The following is a 12,097-nucleotide window of genomic DNA, read 5'->3' as shown; positions in this document are numbered from 1 at the left end:
ATTATTTAACCATTTCTTTTTCGATCAGCAAAATAAGAATATGAATCACTTTGATATGGATTTCTTGCACTCGATCGGCATAACCAAAGTGCGGAACACGAATATCAACATCGGCAAGTCCATTCATCTTACCGCCATCTTTACCGGTTAACGTAATGATTTTCATGTTCTTTTGTCTTGCTGCTTCAATTGCTTTAAGTACGTTAGCTGAATTCCCTGAGGTTGAAATACCTAAAAGCACATCACCTTTTTGACCAACACCTTCAACATATCGTGAAAAAATGGAGTCGAATCCAAAATCATTACCGACACATGAAATGTGACTTACATCTGATATGGCAATGGCTGGGTAAGCAGGGCGATTATCACGAAAGCGGCCGGTTAGCTCCTCAGCAAAATGCATAGCATCGCAATGAGAACCACCATTACCACACGATAACACTTTGCCGCCTTGTTTAAACGAATCGGCAATTAAGATTGCGGCTTGTTGAATTTGTTGCAGATTTTTATCATCTGAGACAAAATTAGTTAATACGTCAATAGCTTGGTTTAATTCATTGCGAATATTGTTAATGTACACGGATATTTCTCCATCGATAAATTTATTCTCTATTGTAATTTTTTCAAAATAGCTTGCAAGCGATAAAATTTCCTATCTTGTCAAAAACTTTCAGGAATGTATGCCGTTAAGTGTAAAAATAAACATTAAAATAAAAATAAATTAAGATTATTTTTAATAATGACAGTTGAAATAACGACAAAATTTAAATTAATTTTAAACTTAACAAATAATACATTTGCAATAACAAAATTCTTTGCATTTATTTTAAATAATATCTTGGACAGAACTTGGCCGTAGCGTTATTTGCCAATAGGATAAGTTTTTCTTTCGTGATACAATTTATTAAGTCTCTTTTCACTTAAAAGAGAGTGAAATGACATTCATAATAGAATTGGTAAGGAATTAATATGCAAACAATTGAAGGTAAAGTGGCTGCGCCAAAAGCGAAAGTTGCAATTGTGGTGGCACGTTTTAATCATTTTATTAATGATAGCCTAGTAAATGGTGCAATTGACGCATTAACACGTATTGGTCAAGTCGATGATAAAAATATCACGGTTATCTGGGTTCCTGGAGCTTATGAAATTCCACTTGCCGCAAAAGTTGCAGCACAGTCGAAAAAATATGATGCAATTGTGGCGTTAGGTACTGTCATTCGGGGTAGTACGGCGCATTTCGATTTTGTCGCGGGCGAATCAAGCTCAGGTTTATTAAGCGCAAGCTTAGATAACACCATTCCAGTTGGATTTGGTATTTTAACTACCGAAAGTATAGAACAAGCTATTGAACGTGCAGGTACCAAGGCCGGCAATAAAGGTGCTGAAGCCGCATTAACTGCGCTGGAAATGCTAAATATTATTAAAGCAATTAAGGAGTAATTTAGTGGCATTAGTAAATCCTCGTCGTCGAGCAAGAGAATGTGCAGTACAAGCCATTTACTCTTGGCAAGTTTCCAGAAATGATCTTGCTGATGTTGAGACAAGTTTTATTGCAGAACAAGATATGAAAGGCGTTGATGCTAAGTATTTTCGTGAATTGTTGAATGGAGTAGCCAAAAATACCGCCGAATTAGATGATAAAATGGCGCCTTATCTCACTGAGCGCACCGTTGATGAATTAGGGCAAATTGAATTAGCGGTACTTAGAATCGCACTATATGAATTAATGAAACGTCAAGATGTACCTTATAAAGTGGTCATTAATGAAGCTATTGAATTAACTAAAACATTTGGTGCTGCTGACAGCCATAAATTTGTTAATGGCGTATTAGATAAAATAGCCCCAACCATCCGTACGCGATAACCGATTAACTGTGAGATTGATATGAACGACAATACCGAAAAAAGCAAACCTACTATTTTTTACGCCACAAATAGTGCACCAAAGAAGTCTGCTCGCTCAGCGACAGAAAAGTCTACCGGATGGAAAGGTAAGCGTAAAGATGATTCATTTCAGTCGAAACCTAAACGCGATCGTCAAGACCGTATTGAAACATTCAAACCTCGAAATGATAAATCTGATTTTATAAAAAATAAGTTTAGTGTTGAACTTAATCAATCTCAATCTTTCATCGCTAACGATTCTCCATGGCAAAAAAAAGTTCGCACTAATGAACAAACGCCTACATTTGGTTATGATGGATATCGTCAACGAAAAGAAGAAACTTTGGTTTATAGTGAAAATAGTTGTAAGGCTGTTTTCAAACATCGACGTACAGCCATTGTCAAACTATTTATTACCCAAGAGATGGCTTATCAGTTTAAAGATATAATCGACTGGTTGGTTAAACAGCGGTTAGGTTATGATGTTGTCTCTAGTGAACAAATTAGCAAAATAACCCAAACCCAACACCATGGTGGCGTCTGTTTAATTGTTAAAAAGCGTGTTCCTCTCACATTATTAGATTATTTAGAAGAAAAGAGTGATAGAGAACATGATTGTGTGTTAGCCATTGACGATATTAATAACCCTCATAATCTAGGCGGATTAATGCGTAGTGCTGCATTTTATGGTGTTAATGGTGTGATATTGCGCCAAACAAATTTACTTGATAGTGGTGCAGCTATGCGTGTGGCCGAAGGCGGAGTAGAGGCTGTTGAAGCAATTAAAAGTGATGATTTTGTTGCTTCACTTGATATGCTTAAACAACAGGGTTACCAAGTTGTTGCACTATTGCCTTGTCAAGCAAAGTCCATTGCATCAAGTGAATTACATAAAATTCGTTTTAATAAAAAAGTTGCATTAGTCATATTCCAACAAATTAATATGAAACTTATCGATTGTGCTAATGTGGTTGTACATTTAAAGGGCAATGATAACATGCCTGCATTGAATATTTCAGTTGCTACGGGTATTTTATTATCTAACTTGCAAAAATAAGAAAATATTAGTTTATATTTTTGCTATCAATTAGTTAGGTTATAAAAGTTATTTTACTAATTGATAAAATATATCCAATAGCATAATTTGATTAGAAATTGCTTTTTTTTTCTGTAAATTGTTATTAATTTTTGAGTGTTTTGGTAATTGTCATGGCTTTTAAGCATAAAGTTGGTTTAATTTTTGGGAAGTTTTATCCTTTACATTGTGGTCATATTTATTTGATTGAAAAAGCCATGAGCCAAGTTGATGAATTACATATTCTTCTTGGTTGCGAAGCATCGCGCGATAAGCTACTCTTTGATAAAAGCCATTTACCAAAACAACCTCAAGTAAGCGACCGTTTTTCTTGGTTAAAAGAGACGTTTAAAGATCGTCACAATATCCATATCCATGTACTTGATGAAGCGGGTATTGAATTTTATCCGAATGGTTGGCAAGATTGGAGCTGTCGTGTTAAGCAAATTCTTTCAGTACATAAAATTAAACCCAATGTGGTTTTTACTAGTGAGCCACAAGATGTCAAAAATCACGAGTTCTATTTTGGCTGTCCGGTAGTCATTGTCGATGCTAATCGAGAGTTTATGGATATCAGCGCGACACAAATCCGTGAAAACCCCTATAAAAATTGGTCTTTTATTGCCCAAGCAGCAAAACCTTTTTTTGTTAAAAAAGTAGCTATTATCGGTCAAGGTAGATTTTGTGACTTATCTATTCAACTGGCTAATATTTATAATACTCAATATGTGCCTAATGGTTATATTAATTATATCGAGCGAGAAATCTCAACCCATCATAACAAGCGTTATTTAAGCGAATCTGATTATATTAAAATTGCGATGTTACATGTCGAACGAATTTCAAAAGCTGTTGAAACCGCTAATAAACTTGTTTTTACCTCCATTGATTTTGCAACACTAATGCAATATTACAGTCAAATCTTCCAAAAAGATAATGATGTTTTAAAAGCCTTTAAAGACAGTTACCATTTTGATTTAGTTATTCACGAAAAAGATTTAACCCCACAATGTTCACAACAGGAATATTTTGAAATCGTCTCTAAGAAGGTTGAAGCATTATTGATTTAGTTCATCACATTTATTGTGGCTTATGCTAAAATAAGGTAACTCTTTGTGATAGGTAAATTTCTATGTCTCAATCTTCTGATAAACAAGACAATACAAATCAAGAAAAAATTGATTTTGGTTACCAGCAAGTACCAAAACAAGAAAAAGTAAAACGTGTTGCCGAAGTCTTTCACTCTGTTGCCGATAAATACGATGTCATGAATGATCTCATGTCATTTGGTATCCATCGAATTTGGAAAAAAATTACTATTGAATATAGCAGTGTGCGTAAAGGCCAAAAAGTTCTAGATCTTGCTGGTGGTACAGGTGATTTAACGGCAAAATTCTCTCAATTGGTCGGTGATGAAGGATTAGTTGTTTTAGCTGACATTAACGAATCAATGTTAAAGGTTGGGCGAGATAAACTGCGAGACAAAGGCTTATTTAAAAATATTGAATATGTACAAGCCAATGCAGAAGAATTACCTTTTGCTGATAACTATTTTGATTGTATCACTATCTCATTTGGTTTACGCAATGTCACTGATAAAGAAAAGGCTTTACGCTCTATGTGGCGAGTATTGAAGCCCGGTGGACGCTTATTAATCCTTGAATTTTCTAAACCACAATATCAGATCCTAAATAAAGCGTATGATCTGTATTCTTTTACCATGTTACCACTAATGGGGAAAATTGTGGCAAATGATTCGGAAAGTTATCGTTATTTAGCTGAATCAATTCGTATGCATCCCGATCAAAAAACATTGAAAAAAATGATGGAAGATGCAGGATTTGTCGATGTGAAATATCACAACATGACTGGTGGTATTGTCGCGTTACATACTGGCTTTAAATTTTGATGCGATGAATAACAATGACATTTTTTCGACTATTTAAAATATTAACCGTATTTCGAGCCTATCAATTAGATGAACTGTTGCCGAAACATCGTTCATCAAAGTGGCTTCGTACTTTATTATTCTGCCTATTTTGGGTTAGACCTAAGGCAAAAAATCAAGAAATTGGTGAACGTTTACGACAAGCGCTGCAAGAATTAGGACCAGTTTGGATAAAGTTTGGACAAATGATTTCAACTCGGCGTGATGTTTTACCAAAACATATAGCCGAAGCTTTGGCTAGATTGCAAGACCAAGTGATTTCTTTCGATGGAAAAATGGCTAGACAATTGATTGAGTCTGCATTAGAGCAACCGATAGATCATTATTTTTCCGATTTTGATGAAAAGCCATTAGCGGCAGCGTCAATAGCACAGGTTCATACCGCAGTATTAAAACGTAGCCAAGCCGAAGTTGTCATCAAGGTCTTGCGTCCTAATATTTTACCGGTTATTCAAGCCGATATCGGTTTAATGTATTGGGTGGCTAAACAATTTACTAAACGTATCAAATCAGGCGAAAAATTGCGAGCGGTTGAAATAGTGCATGATTATGAAATGACGCTATTAAAAGAGTTGGATTTACAAAAAGAGGCTTACAATACCGTTAGATTGCGTGATAATTTTATCAATAGTGATACTTTATATATCCCTTATGTTTATCAAGATCTTTGTCGAAAAAATGTAATTGTTGAAGAGCGCATTAAAGGGATTCCCATTTCAGATATCGAGCAACTTAAGCAAAATAATGTCAATATGAAATTACTTGCAGAACGAGGTGTTCAAGCTTTTTTTACCCAAGTATTTCGTGATAACTTTTTCCATGCTGATATGCATCCGGGTAATATTTTTGTCGATATTACCGATCCACAAAATCCTCGCTATATTGGTATTGATTGCGCCATTGTTGGCATATTAAGTAATGATGATCAGCGCTATCTTGCCGAGAATTTCTTGGCATTTTTTAATCGAGATTATCGAAAAATAGCCGAAACTTATATCGCATCAGGTTGGGTACCAGAAACTACCGATGCTATAGCGCTTGAAATGGCAATGCGCAATGTGTGTGAGCCAGCATTTGCAAAACCTCTAGCTGAAATCTCATTTTCACAGATTTTATTGCAATTATTTCAAGTTGCCCGCCAATTTGACATGGATATTCAACCGCAATTAACCCTTCTTGAAAAAACGCTATTTTATATTGAAGGACTTGGTCGTCAACTTTATCCTGAACTTGATTTATGGCAAACAGCAAAGCCATTTTTAGAAAAGTGGTATCAAGATAAATATAGTGCTAAAAAAATACTGCAACAAGCTTGGGAATCGTTGCCCGAGTGGCGCACTCTATTGCCACAGTTACCAGAAAAATTAAATGATTTTGAACGAACCACCAAACAGATGAATGTTCAATTAAACCAAATTAATCAAGAATTACAGCATAGTAAAAAGCGTGAACGAATGCTATATGGAATGCTTGGGTTAGTTTGCGCTTTATGTATTATGATATTGATTGTGCGTTGAGCTGGATTATTTGGGAATATTCTAATTTGCGTGTATAATTTGGTTATGTACCCCCATTGGAGATAATTATCATGATGCCAAGCTTGCCTCAGCTCCTTATATTAATTGTTGTTGTTGTGTTGTTATTTGGAACAAAGAAATTACGTTCATTGGGTTCTGATCTTGGTGAATCAATTAAAGGCTTTAAAAAAGCAATAAATGACGATGATAATGACGATAAAAAACAACAAGACAATTCACAAAAAGTCGAGAATATTGACTCATCTGATGTTAATAATCACAATAAAAAAGAGTAAGTCGTGTTTGATATCAGCTTTGGTCAATTATTATTAGTATTAATTATTGGTCTGGTAGTATTAGGTCCAGAACGGTTACCTGTTGCGATAAAAACAGTTGCAGGTTGGATAAAGATGTTACGCCGCATGTCAGCCACTGTACAGTTAGAGTTAAATAAAGAACTTAAACTACAAGAATTACAAGATAGTTTAAAAAAGGCCGAACAAAGTGGTTTAACAACACTTACGCCAGAAATTCAAGAATCTATCGATGATTTAAAGCGCGTAACAGAATCATTAAAAAATGAAATTGACTCTGCAACGCAAATTGATCCCCAAATTGACTCAGATAAAAATAAATCATGACAGACGACGCTACTCAACCATTAATTGGTCATCTTGTTGAACTCAGAACACGACTACTACGTTGCATTATCTGTATATTGTTGGTATTAGCTTGTTTACTCTATTTTTCCAATGATATTTACTACATTGTGGCAAATCCACTCATCAGCCAATTACCTCAAGGTAGTAGCATGATAGCAACCGATATTACAGCCCCGTTTTTTACGCCAATTAAGCTAACAACCATTGTGGCGATATTTATCTCAATTCCGTATGTACTGTACCAAATTTGGGGCTTTATTGCGCCAGCACTCTACCAACATGAAAGACGTCTGGTGATGCCACTAATTGTATCAAGCACGATCCTTTTTTATCTTGGTATAGCCTTTGCTTATTTTGTGGTGTTTCCACTGGCATTTTACTTTTTTATTCATACGGCGCCGGTTGATGTGGCTATTAATACGGACATTACCAAGTATCTTGATTTTGTTATGACCCTTTTTGTGGTATTTGGCTTTGCTTTTGAAGTGCCAGTCGCTATTATTTTGCTTTGCTGGACTGGAATCACTACACCTAAAAGCCTACGTAAAAAACGCCCTTATATTATTGTTGGGGTGTTTGCTGTCGCGATGTTTGTAACGCCTCCGGATGTCTTTTCACAAATATTATTAGCTGTACCTATCTGTTTCCTGTTTGAAATTGGCACCTTTTTTGCCCGTTTTTACCAACCGCGTCAACATGACAATATAGAAGACGACAGCCAAGAGTCTGAATCAGATACACAATGAATTAAACTGAACAAGTAAGGATAACGAGTCATAATGAAAACATCATTACCTGATTTTAATTGTGCCAATGTATTAGTTGTGGGCGATATTATGTTAGATCGCTATTGGTATGGGGGGACTAATCGAATATCACCAGAAGCCCCAGTACCCGTCGTTAAAATTGACTCTTTAGAAGAACGCCCAGGCGGTGCAGCCAATGTTGCCATGAATATAACTTCACTTTGTGGTAACGCGCGACTTATTGGCTTAACAGGCATTGATGAACCAGCTAAAATTCTTGATGAACAACTCAGTAAACATAACGTTCACTGTGATTTTGTATCGGTTTCAACGCACCCAACTATCACCAAACTGCGAGTCCTATCACGCAATCAACAATTAATTCGAATCGATTTTGAAGAAGGATTTGGCAATGTTGATGCAACGCCGATACTTGAACGCATTCAAACAGCATTAATGACCCATAAAGTGTTGGTTTTGTCGGATTATGCTAAGGGTGCATTATCGGCAGTTCAAGCAATGATTAAGCTTGCCAATCAAGCCAATGTACCGATTTTAGTTGATCCTAAAGGTACGGACTTTGAGCGTTATCGTGGTGCAACAATCTTAACACCTAATATGTCGGAGTTTGAAGCAGTAGTTGGCCATTGCCAAAACGAAGAAGATATCGTACAAAAAGGTTATCAATTGATTAAACAGTACGATCTAAAAGCGCTTTTAGTAACACGAAGTGAAAAAGGCATGACGTTACTCCAATTAGATAAACCGATTTATCATCTACCGACTCAAGCCAAAGAAGTGTTTGATGTGACTGGTGCGGGCGATACTGTAATTGCCACCTTAGCAGCGGCGTTAGCAGCGGGGCAATCTTTAGAAGAAAGTTGCTTTCTAGCCAATGCCGCAGCCGGTGTTGTTGTTGGTAAACTGGGTACATCAACGGTTTCGCAAGTCGAGCTAAGTAATGCTATTCGAGCCCGTGCCGATGACGGTTTTGGGGTAATGACAGAAGATGAACTTAAAGAAGAAGTTCAAAAGGCGCGCATGCGTGGTGAAAAAATTGTTATGACCAATGGTTGCTTTGACATTTTACATGCGGGTCATGTTTCTTACCTTGCTAATGCGCGTAAACTAGGAGATCGTTTAATTGTTGCGGTGAACAGTGATACTTCGGTGAAGCAGTTAAAAGGAGAATCTCGCCCAATTAACCCACTAATGCAACGTATGATTGTATTAGGTGCGCTTGATTCAGTTGATTGGGTTGTGCCATTTGAAGAAGAAACACCACAACGATTAATTGCTAGCGTCTTGCCTGATGTTCTAGTCAAAGGTGGTGATTACAAACCTGAGGATATTGCAGGTGGAAAGGAAGTAATTGCCGCAGGTGGAACGGTTAAAGTGCTTAACTTTGAAGATGGTTGTTCCACAACTAATATTATTAATGCAATAAAAAATCGCTAAAATTTAGCTAAAAAAGCCACTTAAATAAGTGGCTTTTTTTCTAATGGCAAACTAATTTTATTTTTTTACTTTTTTAAAAATTTTTATAATTTTTTCTTATTTTACAATGAAATTTTTTTATTTTATTATGAGGAATTACAGCTGATAAATTTTAATTTTTATAAGGAATATAGATAATGAAGAAAAATTTTGTTGCAATTGCAATAGTTTCAATGTTGTTAACGGGTTGTAGTTTTTCATTTGAAAAACCAGGAGAAAAGATAAAACCTATCTCAGATACGACTAAGTTAAACAATGTATGTATTTATCAAAATGTAAGTACTATTAGCTCTTATAATAAAGCAGGCGAAATCATAGCTGAAAAGCTTAATACTTTAAATATTACCAATAAATTAACGAGTAAAGACAAATTAAATGATTGTTCTTACACATTATATTATGACGTTAGAAGAGCAATTGCGGTACCCACTTATTTATCTATTATGCATGTACAAGTTGATGATCATGAAGGATATTCCGTTGGTACTTTAAAATATAGTCATACTACTGAAGGGGGATTAATACATCTTAACTCTTCAACCTTCACTAGTACAGATACAAAAATTAACGAATTATTGGATCGGTTATTTAACGTTAAATTAGATAAAGAGAATAACTAATGAAAAAGAAACTCGTATTATTATCAATTGCCTCTTTTGTTGTAGGTTGTAGCTCTTCAAAATCGGACTATCACTACTTAGCAATGGAAGATGATCCACAATTAGAATTCTCGACTGATTTCGGTGATGAAACTAGTTTACCAGTTGAATTTAGTTTAAATATTGATAATCCTGAAGCAAATTATTGTAGTGATTTTAATGACATTGGTTATTATTACCCAGAAAGTAGCATTTTTGTTTTGGCTAAAGCTAATTTAGAATTAAGTGCAAAAATCCCCGCTAATAAGCCTGTTGCTATAGAAAGTCATTATAATGTAGGTAATCAAGCGTCTTGTTATGCAGAAACTAAACAATTTATAGCTGAAAAGGGTAAAACTTATAAAGTTAATTTTAAGCTAGAAAATAAATATTGCGATCTGGAAATTATCGATAAAGAGACTTCTCAACCAGTGCGGGTTAAAATTAAAAATAAATGTACTAAATAAAGATATAAAAGTAGTGAACTGCCGTTATATTGAATCATGATTATAAGGTAGATTGATGTAAATCATAAAACCAAGTAAGGGGGTATATAAATCCCCCTTATGTGTCAATTCTCCATTCATAGAATCAAAATTATATTGTATTTATTCAGTGAAATTACATTATAGAAAATAATAATGGGCTATTTATTATAATGATTAATCGTTAATAACTATTATTAAATTTCAAAATTAATACTTTTTTTATTATGCGCTTTATGCAAAGCTAGTGACCAAATTCTGAAAAAGAGTATTAAGGATATTTTATGACCAAACATTATGATTATATTGCCATTGGTGGCGGTAGTGGTGGGATAGCATCAGTCAACCGAGCTGCGTCCTATGGAAAAAAGTGTGCCATTATTGAAGCAAAATTATTAGGTGGAACCTGTGTGAATGTTGGTTGTGTGCCTAAAAAAGTGATGTGGTATGGTGCACAAATTGCTGAAGCCATTAATCATTATGGCCCTGATTATGGTTTTGATACTACTATTAATCAATTCAGTTGGGATAAATTAATTGCTAGCCGAACTGCTTATATTGATAGAATCCATCAATCTTATGATCGCGTCCTGAATAATAACAACGTTGATGTGATTCATGGATATGCTAAGTTTGTTAATTCTCATACAGTTGAGGTAAATGGTGAACATTATAGTGCCGATCATATTTTGATAGCTGTCGGAGGTAAACCAACGATTCCGAATATCCCAGGTGCACAATATGGTATTACTTCTGATGGTTTCTTTGCGCTAAAAGCCTTACCTAAGCGTGTGGCAGTTGTTGGCGCTGGTTATATTGCTTGCGAAATCGCAAGTGTATTGCATGTACTTGGCGCACAAACTCATCAATTTGTTCGCAATGCCACACCACTACGATCTTTTGATCCATTAATTGTTGAAACCTTAATGGAAGTGATAAAAACAGAAGGGCAACAACTTCATACTTTTGCGGTGCCAAAATCCGTTACTAAAAACAGTGATGAATCATTAACGTTAACACTAGAAAATGGCGAAAGTTATACTGTCGATTGTTTAATTTGGGCAATTGGTCGTGAACCTGCTACAAATGACATGAATTTACAGGCAGCAGGAATTGAAATTGATAATAAAGGCTTCGTGGTGGTGGATAAATATCAAAATACCAATGTACCGGGCATTTATTCAGTCGGTGATGATACAGGTGCCATGGCATTAACGCCGGTTGCGGTTGCCGCTGGTCGTCGCTTATCAGAAAGACTTTTTAACAATAAACCTGATGAATATTTAGATTATAGTAATATTCCAACCGTCGTATTTACTCACCCAGCTATTGGTACAGTAGGCTTAACTGAGCCAGAAGCGATACTGCAATATGGTGAAGAAAACGTCAAAGTCTATAAATCCACCTTTACGGCCATGTACACCGCAGTTACACAACATCGTCAACCATGTCGTATGAAGTTAGTATGCGTCGGTAAAGATGAAAAAATTGTTGGTATTCATGGTATTGGTTATGGTATGGACGAAATGTTACAAGGCTTTGCTGTAGCACTAAAAATGGGTGCAACGAAAAAGGATTTTGATAACACCGTTGCGATTCATCCAACTGCTGCTGAAGAGTTTGTTACTATGCGTTAATATGGCAG

Annotated in this window: 13 protein-coding genes and 1 pseudogene; 13 read left to right on the top strand and 1 reads right to left on the bottom strand. The window is 35.5% G+C overall.

Translation table 11 applies throughout. The annotated features are described in order from the left end of the window. Position 1 precedes the first annotated feature (1 nt). On the bottom strand, positions 2–580 hold the full coding sequence (gene lpcA, locus ACYIAL_RS00845; RefSeq protein WP_174795916.1) for a D-sedoheptulose 7-phosphate isomerase: 579 nt from the start codon (positions 578–580) through the stop codon (positions 2–4). Between the two features lie 389 nt (positions 581–969). On the opposite strand from lpcA, the gene ribH reads away from it, so the two are divergent. The 13 genes and pseudogenes from ribH to gorA all read left to right on the top strand — a co-directional run bounded on the left by ribH (position 970) and on the right by gorA (position 12,089). Continuing rightward, positions 970–1,440: a 6,7-dimethyl-8-ribityllumazine synthase gene (ribH, locus tag ACYIAL_RS00840; RefSeq protein ID WP_065586460.1), complete on the top strand. Its 471-nt coding sequence runs from the start codon at positions 970–972 to the stop codon at positions 1,438–1,440. 4 nt (positions 1,441–1,444) lie between these two features. Then, positions 1,445–1,864 carry a transcription antitermination factor NusB gene (gene nusB / locus ACYIAL_RS00835; protein ID WP_174795918.1) on the top strand — a complete coding sequence of 140 codons (420 nt, stop codon included), beginning with the start codon at positions 1,445–1,447 and terminating at the stop codon, positions 1,862–1,864. Between the two features lie 21 nt (positions 1,865–1,885). Beyond that, a complete protein-coding gene (locus tag ACYIAL_RS00830; protein WP_174795919.1) occupies positions 1,886–2,941 on the top strand; it encodes a TrmH family RNA methyltransferase in 1,056 nt (351 codons plus the stop codon). 152 nt (positions 2,942–3,093) lie between these two features. Then, positions 3,094–4,029: a multifunctional transcriptional regulator/nicotinamide-nucleotide adenylyltransferase/ribosylnicotinamide kinase NadR gene (nadR, locus tag ACYIAL_RS00825; protein WP_174795920.1), complete on the top strand. Its 936-nt coding sequence runs from the start codon at positions 3,094–3,096 to the stop codon at positions 4,027–4,029. 62 nt (positions 4,030–4,091) lie between these two features. Further along, positions 4,092–4,868: a bifunctional demethylmenaquinone methyltransferase/2-methoxy-6-polyprenyl-1,4-benzoquinol methylase UbiE gene (gene ubiE / locus ACYIAL_RS00820; protein ID WP_174795921.1), complete on the top strand. Its 777-nt coding sequence runs from the start codon at positions 4,092–4,094 to the stop codon at positions 4,866–4,868. Between the two features lie 14 nt (positions 4,869–4,882). Next, a complete protein-coding gene (gene ubiB / locus ACYIAL_RS00815) occupies positions 4,883–6,424 on the top strand; it encodes a ubiquinone biosynthesis regulatory protein kinase UbiB (protein WP_483750701.1) in 1,542 nt (513 codons plus the stop codon). A 71-nt stretch (positions 6,425–6,495) separates the two neighbouring features. Then, positions 6,496–6,720, top strand: a complete 225-nt coding sequence (gene tatA / locus ACYIAL_RS00810; protein WP_483750700.1) for a twin-arginine translocase TatA/TatE family subunit — start codon at positions 6,496–6,498, stop codon at positions 6,718–6,720. 3 nt (positions 6,721–6,723) lie between these two features. Beyond that, a pseudogene (gene tatB, locus ACYIAL_RS00805) lies at positions 6,724–7,002 on the top strand (Sec-independent protein translocase protein TatB); the annotation flags it as partial. 59 nt (positions 7,003–7,061) lie between these two features. After that, positions 7,062–7,832 carry a twin-arginine translocase subunit TatC gene (gene tatC / locus ACYIAL_RS00800; RefSeq protein ID WP_483750699.1) on the top strand — a complete coding sequence of 257 codons (771 nt, stop codon included), beginning with the start codon at positions 7,062–7,064 and terminating at the stop codon, positions 7,830–7,832. Positions 7,833–7,865: 33 nt separating this feature from the next. Beyond that, the gene (gene hldE / locus ACYIAL_RS00795) at positions 7,866–9,290 is read left to right on the top strand and encodes a bifunctional D-glycero-beta-D-manno-heptose-7-phosphate kinase/D-glycero-beta-D-manno-heptose 1-phosphate adenylyltransferase HldE (protein ID WP_483750698.1); all 1,425 of its coding nucleotides are present in this window, start codon (positions 7,866–7,868) and stop codon (positions 9,288–9,290) included. Positions 9,291–9,466: 176 nt separating this feature from the next. Continuing rightward, the gene (locus tag ACYIAL_RS00790; RefSeq protein ID WP_174786939.1) at positions 9,467–9,949 is read left to right on the top strand and encodes a hypothetical protein; all 483 of its coding nucleotides are present in this window, start codon (positions 9,467–9,469) and stop codon (positions 9,947–9,949) included. After that, positions 9,949–10,434, top strand: coding sequence for a hypothetical protein (locus ACYIAL_RS00785; protein WP_483750697.1), 486 nt, complete (start codon positions 9,949–9,951; stop codon positions 10,432–10,434). Before ACYIAL_RS00790 ends, ACYIAL_RS00785 begins: the two co-directional genes overlap by 1 nt. A 302-nt stretch (positions 10,435–10,736) precedes the next feature. Next, positions 10,737–12,089, top strand: a complete 1,353-nt coding sequence (gene gorA, locus ACYIAL_RS00780) for a glutathione-disulfide reductase (protein ID WP_483750696.1) — start codon at positions 10,737–10,739, stop codon at positions 12,087–12,089. The last annotated feature ends 8 nt before the right edge of the window (positions 12,090–12,097 follow it).

This window comes from Gilliamella sp. X-57 (assembly GCF_057063565.1).
This window is presented reverse-complemented; position numbering and strand designations above follow the sequence as displayed.

Bases quoted from the DNA above. Each gene is read 5' to 3' on its own strand.
- gorA (WP_483750696.1), top strand. From the start codon at position 10,737: ATGACCAAACATTATGATTATATTGCCATTGGTGGCGGTAGTGGTGGG.
- ubiE (WP_174795921.1), top strand. From the start codon at position 4,092: ATGTCTCAATCTTCTGATAAACAAGACAATACAAATCAAGAAAAAATT.
- nadR (WP_174795920.1), top strand. From the start codon at position 3,094: ATGGCTTTTAAGCATAAAGTTGGTTTAATTTTTGGGAAGTTTTATCCT.
- ACYIAL_RS00790 (WP_174786939.1), top strand. From the start codon at position 9,467: ATGAAGAAAAATTTTGTTGCAATTGCAATAGTTTCAATGTTGTTAACG.
- hldE (WP_483750698.1), top strand. From the start codon at position 7,866: ATGAAAACATCATTACCTGATTTTAATTGTGCCAATGTATTAGTTGTG.
- ribH (WP_065586460.1), top strand. From the start codon at position 970: ATGCAAACAATTGAAGGTAAAGTGGCTGCGCCAAAAGCGAAAGTTGCA.
- ACYIAL_RS00785 (WP_483750697.1), top strand. From the start codon at position 9,949: ATGAAAAAGAAACTCGTATTATTATCAATTGCCTCTTTTGTTGTAGGT.
- tatA (WP_483750700.1), top strand. From the start codon at position 6,496: ATGATGCCAAGCTTGCCTCAGCTCCTTATATTAATTGTTGTTGTTGTG.
- tatC (WP_483750699.1), top strand. From the start codon at position 7,062: ATGACAGACGACGCTACTCAACCATTAATTGGTCATCTTGTTGAACTC.
- ubiB (WP_483750701.1), top strand. From the start codon at position 4,883: ATGACATTTTTTCGACTATTTAAAATATTAACCGTATTTCGAGCCTAT.
- ACYIAL_RS00830 (WP_174795919.1), top strand. From the start codon at position 1,886: ATGAACGACAATACCGAAAAAAGCAAACCTACTATTTTTTACGCCACA.